This window comes from Bacillus sp. CH140a_4T, from assembly GCF_008923725.1.
Classification (GTDB): domain Bacteria; phylum Bacillota; class Bacilli; order Bacillales; family Bacillaceae_G; genus Bacillus_A.
Genome location: NZ_WBPF01000006.1, coordinates 141,155 through 163,832 on the forward strand (window position 1 = coordinate 141,155; position 22,678 = coordinate 163,832).

The following is a 22,678-nucleotide window of genomic DNA, read 5'->3' on the forward strand; positions in this document are numbered from 1 at the left end:
TTTCTTTGCTTTCGCTGAATTTTGAGGTGGGGGTCTTACTGCCCATTAAAGCGGGATAAAAAAACTGCTCCTTTCCTGAAAACAAGAAAGGAGCAGTTTGAAAACACGCTCTAAAGGCTCTTTCTTATCTCTCAGGGTTTTATTACCTGCAGGATTTGGCACAATTCCGTTATACGGCTGTTGCCAAGGTTTCGTCGGGCCTGTCCCTCCACCTTTTCTTGATAAGACTATGCAATTACCGTTGATTTTATAGCAATAATTTCCTAATGTCAATCCGTTTTTCTGAATGTTCTAAATTAAATACAAAGAATTTGACATGCATAACAAAAGAAATATATTCCATATTCATTTGAAAAAGACCTTTTAAAACTCCTGATTACTATATAGAATTAAATAAGTAGTGTAACTGTATACATTTCAAATTCTCACGAGACCTCAATATATTGAATAAGCCAACCTCTCAAAAAGATACTATACATATTCATTTCATTTCACAGTAGCATATTTAATCCTTTCGACATTAGAACTTACATAACGGAGGTATAACATGACAAACGCAAAGGACATGCACTATATACTCGTCCTATACGGCATTCTTTTAGGCTCTATAGTAGGAGCAACAGTCTGGCTATTTTTAGTTACAATAAATATCGGCATTCACTTTATTTGGGGATACTTACCTACAATCTTCTCTTCTCCCCCGTATTACACTATTTGTGTAACAACTATCGGTGGTATTCTCGTCGGTTTAACTCAAAAATACTTCGGCACATATCCACGTCTTATGCCGGAAGTAATGGGTGAATATAAAAAAACAGGTAGAATTGAATACCGTTTTGTACATAAAGCTACTTTAACTGCAATTATCGTTTTAATCTTTGGAGCTAGCTTAGGTCCCGAAGCAGCACTTGTTGGCATTATCGGTGGACTTTGTACATGGATAGGGGATCGCTTTACATTCGCCTTAAAAGGAATGAATGAACTAACAGAGGTTGGAATTGGTGCTACTTTAAGTGTAATTTTTAACGCGCCATTATTCGGTTATTTAGCTCCAAATGAAAATGAGGGTGAACAAATTAACGAATTTCCTAAAGGAAAAAAAGCAATTGTATATTTAGCTACCACTTTCGCTGGTTTTTCCGTTTATTTATTACTTAGTAAATTCGATAATCGTGGGTCCTTTATCGTTGATTTTGGGGAAGGTTCCCTTTCTCTTAATGAATGGATTGCCTTTCTACCACTTGCTAGTATTGGTGCTATAGTTGGCTTCTTTTATTTCAAATTAGAATTCACATTAGAGAAATTAATCCATCCCTTCAGGGAATACAAACTATCACTTGGAATTATCGGTGGTATTTTATTAGGAATTACAGGAACTTTTCTCCCGTACACGTTATTCTCAGGAGAACATCAATTAAAAGATTTAGTCGTTGAATGGAGCCATTTATCCTTCTGGGTACTACTTCTTTCAGGGGTTTTAAAATTATGTATTACTGCCGTTTGTTTAAATACAGGTTGGCGCGGTGGACACATTTTCCCAATTATATTTGCTGGATCTAGTATCGGATATGCTATAGCGTCCATTATCCCGATAGATCCAATCGCTTCGGTAGCCATCGTCACGACAGCAATTTCAAGCTATGCATTAAGAAAACCAATTGCTATAACATTACTATTACTCATGTTTTTCCCGCTCAATTTACTATTACCGATGCTTGGAGCGGCAGCGATTGGTAATGCATTTCCACTTCCTAAAAACAACGAAGCTACAAACGAATAAAAATAGGCAGTAGGGACTAAAGTTCCACTGCCTATTTTTTATTACACACGTTGCTTCAATAACGCGTATAACTCTTCAAAATTTTGTACTTCATATGTTGGCACAATCTCTCTATTATTTGATTTCTTTTCTGGATTAAACCAACAAGTATCAATTCCCGCTACATATCCACCTTTCATATCAGCACTTAACGAATCCCCAATAATGAGCCCTTCTTCAGGGGAAAAATTAGGAATTCGTTCAAAAACGTAATCAAAATACTCTTTCATCGGCTTTTGGAATCCCGTATCTTCAGAAACGAAAATATCTTTAAACAAGGCATGTAATCCTGCATTACGTAAACGTTTATCTTGCGTCTTAGAAATACCGTTTGTCACTATATATAAATCGTACTCACTTTGAATTTGATTTATAAATTCAAACGCACCTTGGATAAGTTGGTCTCCTTCTTCTAAGTAGCTACGATAATTATTTTCGAATAATATCCCATCTACTTCTTCCCCATACTCTTTAAACAAAATCGAAAACCGTGTATTTACAACCTCATCACGGTTTATTTCACCTTCCTCAAAAGCATCCCAAAGGCTTTTATTAATTTTTTTATACCGCCCTTCAACCTCGCTAGTTAGAGGAATCCCTTTCTCTTCAAACAGCATACGTAACGCCACTTTCTCCGCCTTCTGAAAATCTAACAATGTATCATCTACATCAAATAACAGTGTTTTATATTTTTTCATAGACCCCTCACACTCTCTTTTCTACAAAAACAAATTTACGTAAATCGTATCATTCCTTCTTGTAAACATAATAGGAGATATCTCATACTAAACATGAGGTGAAAACATGAAAGTTAGCAAAAATAGCGAAGAAATCTCTCATTACATGCAAACCTCCAACTTCCATACTCTTTTTTCTTTTAATGTCTTACCGTATGCTGAACTACATTCCTTTCAAAAGAAAGAAAGGATATGTAGTGAAGGAGTTGACGTTCCTTATCTTTATTACTTAATTTCCGGGAAGGCGAAAATATATATGAGTCACAAGAACGGGAAGGTCTCCTTAATTAACTTTATTCAAGCACCTTCGTTCATTGGAGAATTAGGGTTAATTGGGGTGGAATCTGTTACAAAAACGGTAGAAGTAATTGAAGATTGTATATGCTTAGCGCTTCCTCTTAAGGATTGTCAGCATCTTTTATTGCAAGATGCTACCTTTCTACAGAAACTATGCAAATTTATCGGCGAAAAAACAATTACCCGAACAGAAAGTTACGCCAAAAACAATAGTTATCCGTTCGAAAATCGATTAGCGGCGTTTATTCTATTAACAGAACAAAATAACAGTTATATAGAAAAACATACCGAGGCTTCAGAATACTTAAATGTCAGCTACCGTCATCTTTTATATGTATTAAACCAATTTTGCCAACAAAATTACTTAAAAAAAGACGGAAGAACCTATTACATACAAGATCGGATTCAGCTAGAAAAACTGGCTGACGAACTTAAAATATAAAAAAATCAGCATTAACGTTTATCTGTTAATGCTGATTTTTTCGAGTGACGATTCTATTTTTAATTAAAATTTACTTGCTACTTTAGCTGCTTCTTCAAGACCCGATGTAATGATTTCTTCTGCTTTATCTGGGAATTGGTTATGCCCTTCAATAACTACTGTTTCCATGTTTGTTGCACCGAAGAAGCCCATCATGCTTGCTACATATTTAACAGCCATTTCTACTTCAGCTGCTGGACCTTCAGAATATACGCCGCCGCGCGCGTTTAATAATGCAATCTTCTTATCTCCAATTAAACCAACTGGACCTTCTGGCGTATATTTAAACGTTTTACCAGCTCGGTTTAAATAATCAATATATGTGTGCAATACTGCTGGAATTGTTAAGTTCCATAATGGGAAACCGAAAACGACTTTATCAGCTTCTAAAAATTGATTTAAATACTTATCTGCAACTGCTACTGCTTTTGCTTCCTCTTCAGTTAAATCAAATCCTTTACCCGCTTTGAATGTACCATTAATCATATCTACGCCTACATATGGTAATTCTTCTTTATATAAATCAAGTTCTACTACTGTATCATTTGGATGTGCTTCTTTATAGTTTGCTAAAAATGCCTCGTATAATTTCACACTAACTGCTTGTTCCGCTGGGCGGTTGTTTGCTTTTACAAATAAAACTGTTGCCACTGTTTTTCCTCCTAGTACTCACTCTTCTGTTGTTATATGCTTTCAAAAAAGGTATCCCTTGTAATTGTTGTTTTGTTGCTTACAAACATATTTTATCTTTATATCAAGACAATTTCGTCCTCACATAGACGTATTTTTCCATAAAAAAAGTCCACCTTCTAAAGGCGAACTAGGTCTTACGACTTTTGTCTTATACAATTCCATTTTTCACTGCATATAATGCTGCTTGCGTGCGATCAGATAAATTCAACTTACTCAAAATATTACTTACATGAGCTTTTACCGTTTTTTCTGTAATAACTAAAACAGAAGCGATCTCTTTATTACTCATCCCTTTCGCTAATAGCTGTAACACTTCATTTTCTCTCGCCGTTAGCACATCCACTTGAATAGAAGGTTCTTCTTCCTTATCTTCCACAGGTAATGTTTGAGAGAGAAGAGTATTTGCTATATCCGGATGTAATTGAATATTACCTTTATATGCGCTTCGAATAGCTTCAACAAGCTGATCCGGTTCTACATCTTTTAAAATATACCCACTTGCCCCCGCCCTTAACGCTGGTAAAACATGCGCCTGATCAGAAAAGCTAGTTAATACAATTACTTTCACATCCGGATATTCTTTTTTGATACATGCTGTCGCCTCAACACCATCCATTTCGGGCATATATAAATCCATTAGTACAACATCAGGATTTGTCTCCCCTACTTTCACTAATGCCTCTTTCCCATTACTTGCTTCTCCAACTAACGCTAAATCTTCTTGTGTACTTAAGAAAAATGCTAATCCTTTTAAAACAACTGTATGATCATCAACTAACAATACTTTTATTTTCACGAACTTCCCTCATTTTCACATCATAATGGTACGTTTATTTTTACACTTGTTCTTTTCTTATCACTTACAATTTTAATTGTTCCACCAACTAATTCTACTCTTTCGCGCATCGTAGTCATGCCAAGTGATTTCTTCTCTTTTATATCCTTTTCTACAAAGCCGTTTCCTTGATCGACTATTTCTAATGATACATTCTTCTCCGTCACTTTGAAATAAATCGTCGCTTCTCTCACATTTGCATGTTTACTTACGTTATTTAAAGCTTCTTGTCCAATTCTCCATAGCGCTTCCTCTACTACGCGCGGCAAATCACGAACACCTGTAACTTGTTCCCGAATTTTCAATCCCAAACTTTCACCATATTGTTTTAAAGCTGGTAATAGTCCTTTCTCTAATCCTGCTGGACGTAGTTGCCAAATTAACGTCCTCATTTCTTTTAAAGCACCTTGCGATAACTCACGTATCTCATGCAAAGATTGGTCTACCTTTTCATTTTGACCTTTTAAAACTGCTTCAGCACCTTTTGTCATAAAGGTTAATGAAAATAATTTTTGTGAAACAGAATCATGTAAATCCCTCGCTAACCGATTTCTTTCTTCCATTCGTACGAGTTCACGGCGCTGTTCGTTTAATCTTAAATTTTCTATTATTAATGAAACGTGGTTCGATAATGCTTGAATGACATCTATTGTATTAACATCAAATTCCCCATTATTTAAACTGACACATAAAACACCAAATATATGATTTTGAATATGTATCGGCGTAGCGATAACAGCTCCATTTACATGTTTTAATAGAGCCGGTTCATCTTGTTCTAACGCCTTCTTTGCCGCTTCTTTTACACCCTCTTGTAACCCTTTCTGACCATAAGAAGCTCGCAAGGATAACTCTATTTCTTCCCTAATAAAAAATGCCACTTGATTCCACTGAAATACTTCACCTACGTGATTTACCACTTTTTCAGGTAATACATTAAACTTATGAATCGTTTTTAAAGCTTGAATAAACCGCTCCAATTTCACGTAATAATATGCTCGTCGCTTTTCATTTTCATATAATTTTGTTCGCTTTAAGGCCGTCCCAATTTGGAAAGCAACTGATTGGAGCAATACTAATTCTTCTTCCGAAAAATGTGTTTTACCTGGGCTTGCTATATTTAACACACCAAACTTTTCTCCTCCAGCCTTTAAAGGAACCGTAGCATGATGAAGAATCCCCTCTGTATCTCCCCAATTATATTCAATTGCATTATTAATTCTTTTACATTCAATAATATTAACCGCTCGCTCTAATTTTCCATCCACAAAACCACGTAAACACCAACACTCACCTTCACACATCGGGCGTTTGTTTTCATATGTAAGTGCCTCTGGTAACTGGTAATCAATCAACTTCGTATATTTTCCATTTTCATCCGCAAGAAAAATCCAGCCCGTCGTTAGACCTGTTACACTGAGCAATTTTTCTAGTACCGCTTGCAGTACATGGTACGTATCATTTGATGTATTTAATGTTTCTGCAATTTCTTTTAATATAACTAATTCATTTGTACGATTATCTCGAAACATACTCAATCTCCTACACACAAGATTTTAAAGTGCCTCTAAAGTAAATCATCTACTTTTCACTTTGTACTTATTCGTAACATTGATATAATGGTGAAAACATAGTTTTCATTATATCACCTGAGGGGGCTTTCATAATGACATTAAATAAGGCACTTACTATCGCTGGTTCAGACACAAGTGGCGGTGCTGGAATACAAGCAGATTTAAAAACATTCCAAGAACTTGGTGTATACGGAATGACATCTCTTACGACAATCGTAACGATGGATCCACATAACGGTTGGGCACATAACGTATTCCCAATCCCGGCTTCTACATTAAAACCACAATTAGAAACAACAATTGAAGGTGTTGGCGTAGATGCTTTAAAAACAGGTATGCTTGGATCAGTAGAAATTATTGAAATGGTTGCAGAAACAATCGAAAAACATAATTTCAAAAATGTAGTAGTTGATCCTGTTATGGTATGTAAAGGTGCTGATGAAGCATTACATCCTGAAACGAATGATTGCTTACGTGACGTTCTTGTTCCAAAAGCATTAGTTGTAACACCAAACTTATTTGAGGCTTACCAATTAAGTGGCGTAAAAATTAATTCTCTTGAAGACATGAAAGAAGCAGCGAAAAAAATACACGCTTTAGGTGCGAAATACGTCCTAATTAAAGGCGGTAGCAAGCTTGGTACAGAAACTGCAATCGACGTCCTATATGATGGAGAAACATTCGATCTTCTAGAATCAGAAAAAATCGATACAACAAATACGCACGGCGCAGGTTGTACATATTCTGCTGCAATTACAGCAGAACTTGCAAAAGGAAAACCTGTGAAAGAAGCAGTAAAAACTGCGAAAGAATTTATCACAGCTGCTATCCGTTATTCATTCAAAATCAACGAATACGTAGGACCAACACATCACGGTGCATATCGTAAATTCGTTGCATCGAAAGAACTTGTCTAACATATAAATGAAAACACCCACAGAATTTATAATTCCTGTGGGTGTTTTTTATAAGCTCTTCTGGTCATCTTATCTTTAAGATGCAGAACTGACCTGATTTCTACCATTTCTTTTGGAGTAATATAACGCGTCATCAGCTGCTTGAATAAATTGTTCTGGTGATTCTTCATATACTGAAATGCCTACTGAAACTGTAATTTTTATTTTTGTTCCATTTAACAATCGGAATGAATGATTTTCAACAACTGTGCGAACTTGTTCCCCCATACGTATTCCATAAGCTAATCCCTTCTTCGGTATTAAAAGCGCAAACTCCTCTCCACCTTTTCGAAAGGCCAAATCTGGAAACGTTGAAACTTCTCTTAAAATACATCCTATTTCTTTTAATACTTCATCTCCTGCAGGATGCCCATATGTATCGTTTACACATTTAAAATGATCAATATCTATAAGTAGTAAACAAAGTGAATCATTTTTTATGCGCTTATTACCAATATGACGATTCATCTCTAAATCAAACTGTCTTACGTTTCCTAAACCTGTCAGTGCATCTATCGTTGCGTATTGCTTCATCGTTTGAAATAACTCATTGGATTGTAATACATAATTTGCGCTTACAAATGTGATATATGCTGCAACACCACTACAAACCAAATATAATGCTACTATAGACATATCCTTAAATAAAATAGAAAGTGGCACCGTTAAAATAGATAAACTATATACATTAAACCAGATCCACCTTTTAAATATAGAAGATTTCATCCGCCAAATGAAAATAATTCCAAAACCTATCAATACAATTGTATAACAAGCCAATTCAGAGGCTAAAGAGTACTCAGTAAGAAATAATCGGGTAATTAATATAATAGTAACTGTTATACTACTAGCTATCGGACCTCCAATTATAATTGCCAAAATAACAGCTAAATAACGTAGATCCAACATAATATCTTCAATATGTACACCAAAATGCATCAACAGTACACTTAATATTCCAGTAAGAATACCTACTACACATTTCTGCCAAAGAGAAAACCCTTCTTTTAACGGCCTATCTCTTAAAAGCTGACCTCCAACAAAAATAAAGGAAAGAATAATTGTTGTATTTACAAATAAGTCCCTTAACATAAAATAATCTCCCTACTTTTCTATCTATCCCTTTCCTTATTTCATTGTATACGAGATACCTATAATTCCCAAAGATTTTTATTTATCTTTTGCTGTTCCACGTGAAACAGCAAAAATAAAAAAGGACGAAAATTCGCCCTTTTCATTAACAACAACGTGATATCTTTCCACCCTTTGCATTAAATCTAGCTTCTTGCGCTTCTGCAAAAAATTGTTTTTGACATACAACCTCTTCTTCTGGATGATGCTTTTTCATATGCTCTACATATGTTTCATAGCTTGGTACTCCAACGAGTAAACTAATAAAGTGTTTTCTTTGCCCCCATAATTGTCGTAGTCTTTTAAGCATAGTTCCTCGACTCACTTTCATCTCTAGGTATATATGGTGCCTCTTTTAGCGGCATCGGCTTATTTCTTAATACTTGAATCCAAATTCGAATTGCAGAAATTAATACAGCAATTACAACGATCATAAAAACTCCGCAAAGCGCTGCATCAATATAATCATTAAAAATAATTTGTTTCATTTGAGCGACATTTTTAGCTGGTGCTAACACTTTCCCCTCATCTAATGCCCCCTGAAATACCTTTGCATGCGATAAAAATCCGATTTTAGGATTTTCATGAAATAGCTTTTGATAACCAGCCGTCATCGTTACAATAAGCAATCCGACAGTTGGAACAAGTGTCACCCAAACATATGCCTTTTTCCCCATTTTGAACAAAATTGTCGTTCCAAGTAATAATGCAATACCTGCTAACATTTGGTTTGCGATGCCGAAAAGTGGCCATAATGTATTAATTCCACCAAGCGGATCAACTACCCCTTGGTATAAGAAATAGCCCCATCCTAATACACATAACGTTGTAGCTATCACATTCGCTACTGTAGAATCCGTTTTCCCAAATGGCTTATATACATGCCCTAAAATATCTTGAATCATAAATCGGCCTACACGCGTTCCAGCATCAATTGTTGTTAAAATGAATAGGGCTTCAAAGAGGATTGCAAAATGATACCAAAAGGCCATCATGGCCGTTCCACCTATTACTTGTGAGAAAATATATGCCATACCTATCGCTAACGTTGGGGCACCCCCTGTACGTGATAAAATCGTTTGCTCTCCAACGTTTACAGCGAGATCTTTTAGTTCATTTGGTGTAATAGCAAATCCCCATGAAGAAATAACTTGAGCTGCTTGCGAGACATCCGTACCGATAAGTGCTGCGGGACTATTAATGGCAAAATAAGTTCCTGGTGTTAATACACAAGCTGCAATCATCGCCATCGCCGCTACAAATGACTCCATTAACATTGCTCCATAACCGATTGGCTGTGCGTGTCCCTCTTGTTCAATCATTTTCGGCGTCGTACCTGATGAAACGAGAGCATGGAATCCAGACACCGCACCACAAGCAATTGTAATAAATAAGAACGGGAATAAGTTTCCGGAGAATACTGGACCAGTTCCATCGATAAATTTCGAAACTGCTGGCATTTGTAAATCTGGTGCTACAATTAAAATACCGATTGCTAATCCAACAATTGTTCCGACTTTTAAAAATGTGCTTAAGTAATCACGCGGTGCTAAAAGCATCCAAACTGGTAATGCCGATGCGATAAATCCATATACAATAAGCATAATAGCAATCGTCTCACCGCTAAACGTGAACATGCTTGCAAGCGTTGGATGTTCCGCCACATACTGTCCTCCAATAAGAGACAGTATAAGTAGAATAATTCCGATTGCCGACCCTTCCCCAATCCGTCCAGGCCTAATGTAGCGCATGTACACTCCCATTAAAATAGCAATAGGAATCGTCGCTGCTATTGTAAACATTCCCCAAGGACTTCCAACAAGCGCCTTTACTACTACTAATGCTAACACCGCTAATAAAATAATCATAATGCCTAAAATACCTATCATTGCAATAAATCCTGTAACAGGACCGATCTCATCTTTAATCATTTCCCCTAAAGATTTACCATTCCGTCTCATCGAAGCAAATAAAATTACAAAATCTTGCACAGCTCCAGCGACAACTACCCCAACAATAATCCATATTGTCCCTGGTAAATATCCCATTTGTGCCGCCAAAATCGGCCCTACTAAAGGTCCTGCCCCAGCAATTGCTGCAAAATGGTGGCCAAATAATACCCACTTATTTGTCGGAACATAATCTTTTCCATCGTTTAATGTATGGGCTGGTGTTTGCCGATTATTATCTAAACCAAATACCTTTCTCGCTATAAATCTACTATAAAAGCGATAAGCAACTGCATACACACATACGGCAGCTACTAAGAGCCACACGGCATTAATAGTTTCACCTTGAGATAAAGCTATTACACCAAAAGCACCTGCTCCTACTGCTGCAATAACTCCCCAAAGTAAAATCGACTTCAATGTTTTCACATACAATCCCCCAATACTATTTCTTAGTGGGATTGTACTAAATTTTCTGAATATTTAATTTGAATCCTCCCTATCATGAAGGATTTTTAGTTTATCATGTTAAAAATTTCGCATTATCTACTATAATTCAATTTTATTTCGAAGTCGTTTCACATAATTACGACTAACTGGAATCGGTTGCTCATCATATTTATCTAAATACAGATTATATGTGCCATTATAATAAGGTTTTAGTTCTTGTACATATGACATATTAATTAAATAGCTTTTATGCACGCGTAAAAAATCATATGCATTCAGCTTATTTTCCAGCTCCTGAAGTGTATATGTTGAAATATACTGATTATTTGTTGTATAAATGGAAACCGTTTTGTTTTCCTTATTTTTGCTTACATATACAATATCTTCAGGGAAAATATACCGAATCCCCTCTTGACCTTCTATCGGTAGTTTTCGTAAATAACTCTTTGCTTTCTCGCCTTGCTCTTTACTCATTCTATATAAAAGGAATTGCAAATCTTCTTCGCGAAACGGGCGTAGTAAATAATAAAATGCTTGAAAACGAAATGCCGTAAGGGACTCTTCAATATCTTCTCCCATAAAAATAAATTTCGTATAACAATTTACTTCACGTAATAAACTTGCATATTCAAAACCTGTTCCATCTAGTAATTTCGAATTTAAAAAAACAAAATCCGGTGTATGCTTTTTCATGATAAATAATGATTCTGTTCCTGTGTTTGCTTCAAAACATTCTACATTCCTTATATTTTCAGTAAATTTTCCAGCTAAACTTCTTCGCTCTTCTGCTTCTTCCATGATCAGTAAAATTTTCATTTCTTCAACCACCTAATTCTTTTGTCCGTATGTCCTGTTGTATACATTCGCTTTTATAAGGAACATTCCCTTTTTCTTACTATACCATCATTTATCTAAAAAAACAGAAAAAAGGAAACCTTCACGGTTCCCCCTGCCCTTTTATTCCGCTATTGGTAAGAGCCCATAATCAGTGCGAGAATAAATCCCTCACTGATTAAAGTCTCACCTTATACTAATTCTCGTTGCTTCGTTTCTTGCCCAAGTACAATTACAGCAACTACACCAATTAAAATTGATCCACAGAAAATCGTAAATATTAGTGATAGTGAAGCCTGCGAAGCAACTAAATATCCTACTAATAATGGCCCAAGAATACCGCCAATACGACCAAATGCTGCAGCCATCCCTGCACCTGTACCACGAATAACTGTTGGATACTGTTCAGGTGTATAGGCATATAATGCACCCCAAGCACCTAAATTAAAGAAGGATAGTAACATACCTGCTACGATTAATACTGTTAATGACTCCGCCACTCCAAATAAGTAAGCACTGCACGCTGTACCGATTAAATACGTAACTAAAACAAACTTACGACCAAGACGTTCAATAAACCAAGCAGCTGTGAAATACCCTGGCAATTGAGCTAACGTCATAATAAGTACGTATTGGAAACTTTTTATTAAACTAAATCCTTTTAATACCATTACACTAGGTAACCAAAGGAACATCCCATAATAGGAAAAGACAACACAAAACCATAGAATCCATAACATAATGGTTGCCTTGCGATATTCCCCAGACCAAACTGATTTTATATTTTCGATAACGGACGGTCTTTTTTCAACCTTTTGGAATCTCGGAGAATCCGGTAAATTCCATCTTAAATATAAAGCATATAGTGCCGGAACCGCACTCAATATCATTGCAACTTCCCAACCATATTTCGGAATAACAAAATACGAGATAAGAGCTGCAATTAGCCATCCACCTGCCCAGAAACTTTCTAATAGCACAACTATTTTGCCGCGTTCATGCGCTTCAACGCTCTCTGATACTAATGTAGAAGCAACCGGAAGCTCACCGCCAAGCCCCATACCAATTAAAAATCGTAACACAAGGAACATCGCAAGTGTTGTCGTTAAAGCAGTTAAACCACTACCGATAGAAAATAGTAATAATGTAATAATAAAGACTGATTTCCGTCCTATTTTATCTGATAGTATTCCAAAAACGAGCGCTCCGACTGCCATACCAATTGAATTAATGCTGCCTATCCAGCCCATTTCTTGCGTACTTAATCCCCAATCTTTTTGCAGTGCTACCATGACGAATGAAAGCATTCCAACATCCATTGCGTCAAATAGCCATCCAAGCCCGGCTATACCAAGTAGCTTTCGCTTCGAAATTTCTTTCACCTTGCCCACATGAAGTCCTCCTTACACAGATGTCTTTACACATCATTTTACATGTGTGAATTGTATAAGTAAAATACTTTCGTGTAAAAAATTCTCCTTCATCATGCCCGAAAAGTAAAATACTTATCCCACTACCTTAGGGCAGTAAAACTCTTACCTCAAAATTCAGCTGGAGCAAAGAGATTAGATTGAAGATCAATCCCAATTAATGAGAGGTAACAATCAGTGGTGGATGAACAAAGCCTCACTTTATTAAAAATGGCTAAATAAAAAAGTAGCGATAGGACGCTACTTTTTCGAACGCATGACTTCTTTTAAAAACTCCGCTAATACTAACTGACGACGCCAGCGCGTTGGATTACTACACAATCTATAAAACCACTCTAAATGGATCGCTTGAATCCATTTTGGTGCGCGTTTTACTTCTCCAGCCCATACGTCTAAACTTCCGCCCACTCCAACAGCCATTTTTGTTTCTAAACGATGCCTATTAGTTTGGATAAAGTTCTCTTGTCTTGGGAAACCAAGTGCGACAAGTAATAAGTCTGGCTTTGCCTCTTGAATACGAGAAACAATATTCTCTTCTTCTTCTTGTTTAAAATATCCATCTTGTATACCAACAATAGATACGGCTGAATACGTCTTCGTTAAATGATCTGCTGCAGCTTGTACAACATGCGGTTTTGCACCAAGTAAGAAAACAGATACTGGTTTATTCTCTTCTGATAGCTTCGCAAATAAATTACACATTAAATCAAAACCTGCTACACGTTCCTTTACAGGTGTACCTAACATACCACTTGCTTTTACAACTCCAATACCATCAGGTGTAATTAAATCTGCATTTAATAATGTTTGATGGAATGCTTCATCCTTTTTTGCACACATAACAATTTCAGGATTTGCTGTTACTACCTGAAAAGTATGCGTTCGCTCCAATTCTAGTTGACCCTTTAAATATTGGATTGTTTCACCCATTGTCATTGTAGAAAAAGGAACACCTAGAATATCAACTGTTTTTACTTCCATGATTAACTATCCTCTCTATTTCAGTAAAAGTTTTTTATATGCATTATAAGTATCTTCATACAAATTCTTTAGCGAGAAATGAGTAGATGCGTGAGTATATAAACGATTTCCCATCGCTTCTAATTCACCATTCAACCATTTTTCGTAAGCATTTTCTAACGCTTTTGCTAACGAATCTGCATCACCAATCGGTACAATCCATCCATACGTATCATCAACTATTAACTTTTTCATATCACCTACATTTGTTGCAATAGATGTTAAACGTTGATTAGCTGCTTCTAATAAAACGAGAGGGAAACTTTCGCTATAAGAGGTTAGCAAATTAATGTGTGCAGATGCATATAATTCTTTTGAATCTGTACGAAAGCCTAGAAACATCACCTTATCCTCTACGCCCTTTTGTTTCGCCATCTCTTTTAATTCTGCTTCTATAGGCCCATCACCAAGCAAGAGCACTTTTATATTTGGAATTTTAATTTTTTGCAACGCTTCAAATAAAATATCATGACCTTTAACAGGATGAAGACGCGCTACTTGAATGGCTGTAAATACTCCTTCATCGATGCCAAATTCACTCTTATCATAAGGTTTTACTGGCGTACTATCATACTCAATCCCATTATAAACCGTACAAATCTTCTCTTCTGGTACACCTAGTTTTATTATATTTCTCTTAAAGTTCTCCGTAATTGCAAAGAACAAATCTACCTTCCTGAAAGAACGTAAATTTAACTTCGTAAATACCCATCCTTTTAATCCCCTCTTCATAAAATCCAAAGTTGGATCACTGTGGACAGTCATTATCCATTTCGCTTTTATACCTTTTTTCAAGAGGGAGAGATAGAAATTTGCTCGTGCGCCATGTGTATGCACAATGTCAAATTGATTTTCATTAATAAATGCTTTTATTTTTGAAAGAATTGATAGGTCGTACCGAGATGATTGGGTAAAAACATGCACTTGAATACCAAGGTTTCTCGCCTCTCTAGCAATCGCACCTTCTTCAAATACCATTAATTCCACTTCTTCCTTTGAAAACTGAGATAAAAGTGAAATAATATGTGTTTTCCCCCCACCTTCTTCTGCACCAGCATTCATATGCAACACTTTCATTTCTTACATCCCCCATTTTTTTCTTTTTATTTACTATAACAAAATAAAAGCTAACATATGCTAGCTTTTATTTTTCTATCATTCAATTTCCAAGTCAACTATTAAATATGCCATGATTAATACTAAGAAGAAACTCACTCCAGGTGACATTAAAATATGACCAGCTATAAATGAGATACCTAATCCTAGAAGTATCGATGCAATTACCATTGCATATTTTACGGTGAATATTTCTTTAAATTTAGTAAATATACATGCAATAAATTTAATACCAAAGTATAAGAATGGAATTACAAGTAAAATGAACCCTATGATTCCGAAAGAATAGAACCAATCGTGGAAGTCACGTTCAATTAATTTCGGCTCTGCTTTATAGTTACCAGCATAACCCATCCCTAATAATTTTTGAGACATTGGGGCTTCTTTATAGAAATCTTTATACATTTGCTCAAATAGTTGGCGCCCACTGAAAATAATAGATTGCGTTTCTTCTTTTTTCTCTGCAACTTTTTCTTTTTCTTTTTCTTTCACTTTCTCTTTTTCTGTAACAGGAGGTTTATGCTCTTTAGCTTCCTCTTTCTTTTTCTCTTCCTTTTTCGCTGTCTGTTGTTCTTCAATTAATTGAACATGAATTCCCATATTTTTTAGAAATGGTGAAAAAGGTGTATATGCCATGATTCCTACAAAAACAGTCATGGCAATAAAGCCGTTTAATAAATATATATTTTTCTTTCCTTTTTTACCTTGTATAAACGCTTGGATAAAGCACATAACAACCGCAATCGCCATTGTTGCATAGATTGCTCCTATACCAACCTTCGTACCAACTGCAAATAATGAAAAAACAACTAAAATAGAAGGAATCCAATAGTATATTTTGCTCATAGTTTTTGTTTTTTCAATTGAATATAAAATAACAATCGGACACATGATGGCTAAAATAGATCCTAACTCGTTACCTGCATAAAACCAACCGCGTGATCCTAATTTTAACCATTCATAGTTATTGTAATCTGTTCCAGTAGTAATAGAAGCTACCATGACTACCCCTATAATTAGCGATGCATACGTAATATAGTCACGCATTTTTGAATGGCCTTTTTCTTTTAAAGACTTAAATACAAACACATAACAAGTAAGCATAACAAACGGATATAAAGCTTTTGCTATAAACTTAATTTCTTCTGTAAGTACCATAGGGTTTTTTGTAAGCTTGTTATTTACCAATCCGATAGTGAAGACTATCCCTACTAAGATTATATACAATATATATTTTATATTTCCTTGTTTCTTCGTTTGAATTAAAATATATATCCCGCCTAGGAACATAACGAATAAGCGTGTAATAACTCCAATGGTCGTATCAATTTTTAAAACCATGATACAGAACGCTGTAAGTAAATCTAAAATCGGTTGCAACAAAATAAAGATTAGTAGAAAATTTTCAAATTTATTACTTTTACTATTTTCGCTTAACATCTAGAACCTCCATAACTATTACCTAATTTCAATCTATACAGTTAATATTTTTTTCTTATCTCAAATATTTATTATAACATATATTTTTTAATTAAACGTCTCACATTTCTCCCAAACCTTACCTTATAGAAAAAAGCATATTTGCATTTTCAAGCGCTTTCTTTCCTCGTTTTTTCTTTTTTTCTACATGTAACGAAAATGCATTGTTATTTACATAACTTTAGTGTATATTTTTTCTCTGGAACATCTTTAGGAGGAAGGGATTACAGCAATGTTATTAATCGACATATTTACGTTTCTTGGCATTATCGCCGCTGCTATTTCCGGTACATTAGTTGGTTTAAAAAAAGATTTAGATTTATTCGGTGTCCTTTGTTTAGCTGTAGCTACTGCGCTCGGCGGCGGTATTATTCGTGATATTATGATCGGTAACCTGCCTCCTGTCGCATTTGTTAAACCCATTTACTTTTTCGTAAGTGTATTATCAGCATTATTTACTTGTATGTTTTTTGAGCGTATCAATAAACTGCAAGTCGTTATTATGCTTTCTGATGCTGTTGGCTTAGGTGTTTTTACAGCTATTGGTGCAAATGCGGCAATGTCACATCATGTTGACGCCTCATTTTTAGTTGTTTCAATGGGAGTCATTACAGGTATTGGAGGCGGTATTTTGCGTGACATTTGCGCTCAAGATATCCCCTACGTATTCCGAAAAGAGATTTACGCAATCGCTTCTATCTTAGGGGCAATCAGTTTCCTAATCACATATGCAATGGGGGCACACGTATTAGCTTTCTATGTTTGTTTATTAGTAACATTCATTATTCGTGTTGTCACTGTAATATATAATGTACATTTCCCAGTTTTCTTTAAAACACATGCTAAAATTAATAAAGGTCATTAAGAGAATTCTACTTAGAATTCTCTTAATTTATATACTATTCTACACACTAATATAGAGTAATTGTATATAAAAATATATAATTATATTAGAACCAAAAATGAAAACGCTTCACAAACAGGGGGAAGAACAATGCTTGGGGTTTTTAAAAAACATAATAATAAAACAAACACCAGTATAATTGAATTAAGTAAGGATCAACAAATCACTTTTAACGTGCCTACTAATTCTGAACTGAACATTCAAATGGATATGTTACATATTTCAAAAGAAGATTTACAAATCGTAAAGGTACTACAGCCCTTTATTTATGAAGAAATTGATTGGATTACGGAAAAATTCTATGCCAATATTACAAAACAGCCTAATTTAATTACGATTATTGAACGTTATAGCTCTATTCCGAAACTAAAGCAAACTTTAAAAACACATATAAAAGAATTATTCAGCGGAGATATGCACGAAGATTTTATTGAACAACGTGTTAAAATTGCCAAAAGACATGTACAAATTGGCTTACATAGAAAATGGTATACAGCTGCTTATCAAGAATTATTCCGCTCTATCCTGAAGATTTTACAAACGAAAATTAAAACAATTGATGATTTTTCTCATTCTATAAACGTAATAAATAAATTATTCACCCTTGAACAAGAACTCGTTATTGCGTCCTATGAATCTGAATATGAAAGAATGCAAAAAGAACATGAAAAAGAAAAAGAAATAACAGCTATGACAATTACACATATTGCAACAGAATTAGCATCTGTATCTGAGAAAACGAGTGCTTCTATTCAACAGTTAACCGCTAAATCTGAAACTATTGTAAAAATTGCTAAAACAGGTACATCATTAGCTACAACATCAGAAGAAAAAGCGAATAAAGGTAAAGAACAATTAAATCAGCAAAATAAGCGAATGGAATACATTCAAACGAACATGGAAACGATTATTACAGACACTCATGAGCTTCTCGATATTTCTAACAAAATTAACGAAATTATAGATATTGTAAAATCAATTGCAGAGCAAACAAATTTACTCGCACTAAATGCTGCCATTGAATCTGCACGTGCTGGGGAATTTGGCAAAGGCTTTTCTGTTGTAGCTGGAGAAATTCGAAAGTTATCAGAGCAAACGAAAGAATCTATATTCAACGTTACAAAGCTCGTTGAAAAAACAAATGAACAAATTATTCGTGTCTCTTCTTCAGTGAAACAAATTAGCTCCCTCGTCTCTGAAGGAACGGATAGCATGTCTGCAACAGATCAATACTTCCAAGAAATTGTAAAGGATATGTCTAACTCGAAAGAACAGAATAAAAAAATTGAACATGAGTTAGAAACCATTTCACAAGTAATGAAAGGAATTCAAGAAGATTCCTCACAAATGGCTCTAACAGCTGATAGTTTACAACTAGAACTAAACCGATAGAGTGATGCTTATGCCAGCAGAGATTCTTCATCTCTGCTGACTCTCAGTCCTCATCTTCCATGAAAAAAAGAATCCAAACTGGATTCTTTTTATTTTCTGAAGAATATTTTTTGACAGTACACATAACTCATATAAACACCAAAGCTTTGCAAAATAAACAAGGCTGGCACGATAAGGTTGTAGTATGCCATATTTACTTGGAAGAGTCTTAACAATACATATCCGCTAATTAACAACAAGAACAACATATATCCTTCGTTTTGTTGTTTCTTAATAAGAAAGTGTAATAAAGCTATAGACATGAATAACGTTACCGCTATATATATAAGTTTTTCACATTTAAATAGAATAGAATGTATTCCCTCACCTGAGAATTGATTAATTACTGGCTTTAATAGTTTAAATCTTTCTTCTTCAATTCCTTTTAGCTTTTGATCAATATGCTCTGTTACGCTTTGATTCTTATCTATTTTTTCCTCATTTTTACCTTTTCCAATTAAAACAGATTGAACATACGTCTCATTTGAAATTGTATATTGTGCCATTCCCATTGTCTGAATTCCATAACTCACACCAAAATGAGCACTATAAAATAGAATAAGTATTCCTATCATCTTTAATAGTACTTTTTGCTTCATTGCTGATTGAAAGAGTTCAATTAACAACACATATACAGCAATAAAAATAGGAAGAAATAACCCCATAGGGAAAATCATATTACTACATGCAAATAAAATTGCTGAAAGCACCCACATATAGGGATGATCTAAACCTTTATATAAAAGTATGTAACAAGCCAAATAAAATAAAAATATTGCAAGCGATTCTGCTGTTAATAAGGAGCTCATAAATATATTTGGTATATATAAAGCGTAAAACACAGACGCAATACGGCCGCATTCTTCTCCAAAAATCATTGCTGCAATACGATAAATGAAAAATGCAGTCCCTGTGCAAAATAAAATATTAAATAACTGCAATGCAAATACTGTATCGCCAAATACACGAATAATAATTGATTCATAAATAATAAAAGGTAATTGCGCTACATTCTCTACGCTATTACCAATTGCAATCTGCTTTGCAGACTCAAACATCTTTTTCATATCACCGATTATCGGGACATCTACAAATAAAACCATACTAAGTCTCACAACTATAGATGCACTAATAAGAAAAACAAGGAATTGTTTATCTGTAAAACGATACTGTAAAATCGATGCCACTAACAGCATGAGAATAACAAAAATGATCAATACGATTGTTACACTTGTTGTACTGTCTCCAAAAAATTGTTTGCTTGTTTCAAACGCTGACCAACAACTATAAACAAAAAATGCGAGCATCGCACCAATCATTATTTTACTAAAAAAAGACGAAAAATTTGTTTGTATATGATTCATATGTCCATTGCACCTCTATTTCCATTCATAACAAAACGATTCTATCATGAATAGGCACAACGCTGATAGGGAATTTCTATGACAAATATAGAGTCCTAATTTTTTCACTTGCAATGTAAGCGAATCCTCTTTTACACTACACTTTATATAATGATAAATTTTCTTTCAGTTACATGAATACAAATACAGAAGTTTTGCTAACTCTCTTCTGGAATTCTTTACTTCATTAAATATCTATTGATTTTTAATATTTTTGTACTCCACTTACAATACATGTCATTCTGATTGAAAACAGAAAATAGGGGCTGACCATATGGAAAAGAAATTCATGCGAGAATCCAAAGCAATTAAAACAACACGTGTTTTTCCAAATGATTTAAATAATCATCAAACACTTTTCGGAGGAAAACTATTAGCAGAAATTGATAGTATCGCTTCAATTGCAGCTGCAAGACATAGCCGTAAGCATTGCGTAACGGCATCTATCGATTCTGTTGATTTTTTAACTCCAATTCACCAAGCAGATTCTGTTTGTTACGAAGCATTCGTATGTTATACAGGAAAATCTTCAATGGAAGTGTTTGTAAAAGTAATTGCTGAGAATTTATTAGCAGGCGAGCGTAGAATAGCTGCAACATGTTTCATTACATTCGTTGCATTAAAAGATGGAAAACCTTCATCTGTTCCACAAGTACTACCTGAAACGGAAGAAGAACATTGGCTACACACAACTGGTTCCGAACGTGCAGAAAATAGAAAAAAAGGACGTTTAAAAAGCAAAGAAATGGCTGAAGTATTAACATTGAGTAAACCTTGGAGTATGTAATAACTGATTTACCTTCCTTTTTACAAATCCAAAAGGAAGGTTTTTTTATATAAAGTGAAACTTTAATCAGTGGGGGTTTTCTTCATCCCCCACTGATTATTAGTTGAACCAATCGGACTTTTATGGGCAGTTGATCCCCCACCTAACTTCTTTGCTTTCGCTGAATTTTGAGGTGGGGGTCTTACTGCTCATTAAAGCGGGATAAAATACATAGTGTTGATTTACAAAGTTTATATGCGGTAAACTTATACAGATGTTCTTGTAATCTTCTTCCTTGCAAAAGGCCTATATAATGTACAACATAAAAAATATGAGGAGATAATAATTATATGATGGAACAAACTCAACTCGTTTCCGTTATTGTCCCGCTGTATAATGCGGAAAAATACATTGAAGAAACGATGGAATCAATACTGAATCAAACATATAAAAATATTGAAATTGTAATTGTTGATGACGGAAGTAAAGATCAATCATCTTCTATCGTTAGAAGTCTCAAGAAAAAATACCCTGAACAAATAAAATATATCTTACAAGAAAACCAAGGCGTTTCCGTTGCTCGTAATACAGGAATTGAAAATGCAAGTGGAGAATATATTTCGTTTCTTGATAGTGACGATTTATGGCATCCAACAAAGCTCGAAAAACAAATCGAAAGCATGCATAAGAACAATATGAACGCCTGCTATTGTGGATATATGAACTTTTACGAAAAGACTGGTGAAAAAGTTGAGAACACGACAAACTTTGTAAAAGGGGATATGACAAAGGCTTTCTTAACACATCAAGTTTTTGCCCAAACAAGTACATGGATTTTCAAAAAATCTATCGTAATGGATCATAACATTCGTTTCACACCCGGTTGTAGCTGGGGAGAAGACTTAGAATTCCTTTTTAAATTAATGAGTGTAACAAATGTATGTTATGTGGATGAATATTTAACATATTATCGAATCCTATCAGGAGGAAATCTTTCTTCAAATTATAAAGATTATGAGTTAAAAACGACAAAAGAATTAGAAGTATTTAATCGAATGAAAGATTGGATTCATAATAAATCAAAAGACTTAATCACTGATGATTCTACGGAATTAATTGAAATCCTTGAAACTTATCTATTCCCATATACAGTCATTAACAATGCTTGTATATATATTAAAGGACACCCTAAATTAGATAAATCAAAGGTTCAGTTAATTAAAAGTGATATAAAGAAATATTGTCGCAAAATCTATTCAAAAAATGGGAAACGAAGCAAAAAGTTATATGCGATGCTTTGGTTTGTACGTATCAAATTTTTATTTTCTTAAATAATTGAATATGCTTTTAAACAGTCTTTCCGTAAACAAATT

The 22,678-nt window shown here is 34.7% G+C and carries 20 protein-coding genes, 1 pseudogene and 1 riboswitch; of the genes and pseudogenes, 8 read left to right on the plus strand and 13 right to left on the minus strand.

Annotated features, from left to right (window positions below; all coding sequences use genetic code 11):
• Positions 1-121: 121 nt before the first annotated feature.
• A riboswitch (SAM riboswitch) is annotated at positions 122-228 on the minus strand.
• A gap of 319 nt (positions 229-547) precedes the next feature.
• Positions 548-1,780: a chloride channel protein gene (locus F8162_RS07155; protein WP_151630128.1), complete on the plus strand. Its 1,233-nt coding sequence runs from the start codon at positions 548-550 to the stop codon at positions 1,778-1,780.
• A 41-nt stretch (positions 1,781-1,821) separates the two neighbouring features.
• Here F8162_RS07155 and F8162_RS07160 read toward each other — a convergent pair whose 3' ends face one another.
• On the minus strand, positions 1,822-2,517 hold the full coding sequence (locus tag F8162_RS07160; protein WP_151630127.1) for a YjjG family noncanonical pyrimidine nucleotidase: 696 nt from the start codon (positions 2,515-2,517) through the stop codon (positions 1,822-1,824).
• 106 nt (positions 2,518-2,623) lie between these two features.
• Between F8162_RS07160 and F8162_RS07165 the strand changes: the two genes are divergently transcribed.
• Positions 2,624-3,295: a transcriptional regulator YeiL gene (locus tag F8162_RS07165; protein WP_151630126.1), complete on the plus strand. Its 672-nt coding sequence runs from the start codon at positions 2,624-2,626 to the stop codon at positions 3,293-3,295.
• 63 nt (positions 3,296-3,358) lie between these two features.
• Here F8162_RS07165 and F8162_RS07170 read toward each other — a convergent pair whose 3' ends face one another.
• From F8162_RS07170 to F8162_RS07185, 3 genes are all read right to left on the minus strand, one after another.
• Complete coding sequence (locus F8162_RS07170; protein WP_151630125.1) at positions 3,359-3,985, minus strand: FMN-dependent NADH-azoreductase; 627 nt, start codon at positions 3,983-3,985, stop codon at positions 3,359-3,361.
• A 190-nt stretch (positions 3,986-4,175) separates the two neighbouring features.
• Positions 4,176-4,823 carry a response regulator gene (locus F8162_RS07180; protein ID WP_151630124.1) on the minus strand — a complete coding sequence of 216 codons (648 nt, stop codon included), beginning with the start codon at positions 4,821-4,823 and terminating at the stop codon, positions 4,176-4,178.
• 20 nt (positions 4,824-4,843) lie between these two features.
• Positions 4,844-6,394, minus strand: a complete 1,551-nt coding sequence (locus F8162_RS07185) for a GAF domain-containing sensor histidine kinase (protein ID WP_151630123.1) — start codon at positions 6,392-6,394, stop codon at positions 4,844-4,846.
• A 134-nt stretch (positions 6,395-6,528) separates the two neighbouring features.
• Between F8162_RS07185 and pdxK the strand changes: the two genes are divergently transcribed.
• Positions 6,529-7,353: a pyridoxine/pyridoxal/pyridoxamine kinase gene (gene pdxK, locus F8162_RS07190; protein WP_000174251.1), complete on the plus strand. Its 825-nt coding sequence runs from the start codon at positions 6,529-6,531 to the stop codon at positions 7,351-7,353.
• Between the two features lie 75 nt (positions 7,354-7,428).
• Here pdxK and F8162_RS07195 read toward each other — a convergent pair whose 3' ends face one another.
• The 8 genes from F8162_RS07195 to F8162_RS07235 form a co-directional block, all read right to left on the minus strand.
• Positions 7,429-8,484 (minus strand): GGDEF domain-containing protein, encoded by a 1,056-nt coding sequence (locus F8162_RS07195; RefSeq protein WP_151630122.1) that lies wholly within the window; start codon positions 8,482-8,484, stop codon positions 7,429-7,431.
• A 145-nt stretch (positions 8,485-8,629) separates the two neighbouring features.
• A complete protein-coding gene (locus F8162_RS07200; protein WP_151630121.1) occupies positions 8,630-8,833 on the minus strand; it encodes a YbdD/YjiX family protein in 204 nt (67 codons plus the stop codon).
• Positions 8,826-10,901 (minus strand): carbon starvation protein CstA, encoded by a 2,076-nt coding sequence (gene cstA / locus F8162_RS07205; RefSeq protein WP_151630120.1) that lies wholly within the window; start codon positions 10,899-10,901, stop codon positions 8,826-8,828. Before cstA ends, F8162_RS07200 begins: the two co-directional genes overlap by 8 nt.
• Positions 10,902-11,021: 120 nt before the next feature.
• Complete coding sequence (locus F8162_RS07210) at positions 11,022-11,738, minus strand: LytR/AlgR family response regulator transcription factor (protein ID WP_151630119.1); 717 nt, start codon at positions 11,736-11,738, stop codon at positions 11,022-11,024.
• Between the two features lie 209 nt (positions 11,739-11,947).
• Entirely contained in the window at positions 11,948-13,147 is a 1,200-nt protein-coding gene (locus tag F8162_RS07215; protein ID WP_151630118.1) for an MFS transporter, read from the minus strand.
• 279 nt (positions 13,148-13,426) lie between these two features.
• On the minus strand, positions 13,427-14,167 hold the full coding sequence (locus F8162_RS07225) for a WecB/TagA/CpsF family glycosyltransferase (protein ID WP_151630117.1): 741 nt from the start codon (positions 14,165-14,167) through the stop codon (positions 13,427-13,429).
• A 15-nt stretch (positions 14,168-14,182) separates the two neighbouring features.
• On the minus strand, positions 14,183-15,283 hold the full coding sequence (locus tag F8162_RS07230) for a glycosyltransferase family 4 protein (protein ID WP_151630116.1): 1,101 nt from the start codon (positions 15,281-15,283) through the stop codon (positions 14,183-14,185).
• A gap of 78 nt (positions 15,284-15,361) precedes the next feature.
• Positions 15,362-16,762 (minus strand): O-antigen ligase family protein, encoded by a 1,401-nt coding sequence (locus F8162_RS07235; RefSeq protein ID WP_151630115.1) that lies wholly within the window; start codon positions 16,760-16,762, stop codon positions 15,362-15,364.
• Positions 16,763-17,033: 271 nt separating this feature from the next.
• Here F8162_RS07235 and F8162_RS07240 point away from each other — a divergent pair, with 271 nt between their 5' ends.
• The 3 genes and pseudogenes from F8162_RS07240 (at position 17,034) to F8162_RS29430 (ending at position 19,097) form a co-directional block, all read left to right on the plus strand.
• Positions 17,034-17,666, plus strand: coding sequence for a trimeric intracellular cation channel family protein (locus tag F8162_RS07240; RefSeq protein WP_000924376.1), 633 nt, complete (start codon positions 17,034-17,036; stop codon positions 17,664-17,666).
• A gap of 249 nt (positions 17,667-17,915) precedes the next feature.
• Positions 17,916-18,293, plus strand: a pseudogene (locus tag F8162_RS29425) (protoglobin family protein); the annotation flags it as partial.
• Complete coding sequence (locus tag F8162_RS29430; RefSeq protein ID WP_413226574.1) at positions 18,291-19,097, plus strand: methyl-accepting chemotaxis protein; 807 nt, start codon at positions 18,291-18,293, stop codon at positions 19,095-19,097. The pseudogene F8162_RS29425 and the gene F8162_RS29430, both read left to right, overlap by 3 nt.
• An 89-nt stretch (positions 19,098-19,186) precedes the next feature.
• Here the strand turns inward: F8162_RS29430 and F8162_RS07250 are convergent, their stop codons facing one another.
• The gene (locus tag F8162_RS07250) at positions 19,187-20,500 is read right to left on the minus strand and encodes an ArnT family glycosyltransferase (protein WP_151630113.1); all 1,314 of its coding nucleotides are present in this window, start codon (positions 20,498-20,500) and stop codon (positions 19,187-19,189) included.
• 313 nt (positions 20,501-20,813) lie between these two features.
• Between F8162_RS07250 and F8162_RS07255 the strand changes: the two genes are divergently transcribed.
• A complete protein-coding gene (locus F8162_RS07255; RefSeq protein ID WP_048527968.1) occupies positions 20,814-21,326 on the plus strand; it encodes an acyl-CoA thioesterase in 513 nt (170 codons plus the stop codon).
• A gap of 329 nt (positions 21,327-21,655) precedes the next feature.
• Positions 21,656-22,636 carry a glycosyltransferase family 2 protein gene (locus tag F8162_RS07260; RefSeq protein ID WP_151630112.1) on the plus strand — a complete coding sequence of 327 codons (981 nt, stop codon included), beginning with the start codon at positions 21,656-21,658 and terminating at the stop codon, positions 22,634-22,636.
• Positions 22,637-22,678: the final 42 nt, after the last annotated feature.

Excerpts from the sequence above, each read along its gene's own strand:
- F8162_RS07155 (WP_151630128.1), top strand. The coding sequence starts at position 548 with ATGACAAACGCAAAGGACATGCACTATATACTCGTCCTATACGGCATT.
- F8162_RS07160 (WP_151630127.1), bottom strand. The coding sequence starts at position 2,517 with ATGAAAAAATATAAAACACTGTTATTTGATGTAGATGATACATTGTTA.
- F8162_RS07165 (WP_151630126.1), top strand. The coding sequence starts at position 2,624 with ATGAAAGTTAGCAAAAATAGCGAAGAAATCTCTCATTACATGCAAACC.
- F8162_RS07185 (WP_151630123.1), bottom strand. The coding sequence starts at position 6,394 with ATGTTTCGAGATAATCGTACAAATGAATTAGTTATATTAAAAGAAATT.
- pdxK (WP_000174251.1), top strand. The coding sequence starts at position 6,529 with ATGACATTAAATAAGGCACTTACTATCGCTGGTTCAGACACAAGTGGC.
- F8162_RS07195 (WP_151630122.1), bottom strand. The coding sequence starts at position 8,484 with ATGTTAAGGGACTTATTTGTAAATACAACAATTATTCTTTCCTTTATT.
- F8162_RS07200 (WP_151630121.1), bottom strand. The coding sequence starts at position 8,833 with ATGCTTAAAAGACTACGACAATTATGGGGGCAAAGAAAACACTTTATT.
- F8162_RS07210 (WP_151630119.1), bottom strand. The coding sequence starts at position 11,738 with ATGAAAATTTTACTGATCATGGAAGAAGCAGAAGAGCGAAGAAGTTTA.
- F8162_RS07225 (WP_151630117.1), bottom strand. The coding sequence starts at position 14,167 with ATGGAAGTAAAAACAGTTGATATTCTAGGTGTTCCTTTTTCTACAATG.
- F8162_RS07230 (WP_151630116.1), bottom strand. The coding sequence starts at position 15,283 with ATGAAAGTGTTGCATATGAATGCTGGTGCAGAAGAAGGTGGGGGGAAA.
- F8162_RS07235 (WP_151630115.1), bottom strand. The coding sequence starts at position 16,762 with ATGTTAAGCGAAAATAGTAAAAGTAATAAATTTGAAAATTTTCTACTA.
- F8162_RS07240 (WP_000924376.1), top strand. The coding sequence starts at position 17,034 with ATGTTATTAATCGACATATTTACGTTTCTTGGCATTATCGCCGCTGCT.
- F8162_RS07250 (WP_151630113.1), bottom strand. The coding sequence starts at position 20,500 with ATGAATCATATACAAACAAATTTTTCGTCTTTTTTTAGTAAAATAATG.
- F8162_RS07255 (WP_048527968.1), top strand. The coding sequence starts at position 20,814 with ATGGAAAAGAAATTCATGCGAGAATCCAAAGCAATTAAAACAACACGT.
- F8162_RS07260 (WP_151630112.1), top strand. The coding sequence starts at position 21,656 with ATGATGGAACAAACTCAACTCGTTTCCGTTATTGTCCCGCTGTATAAT.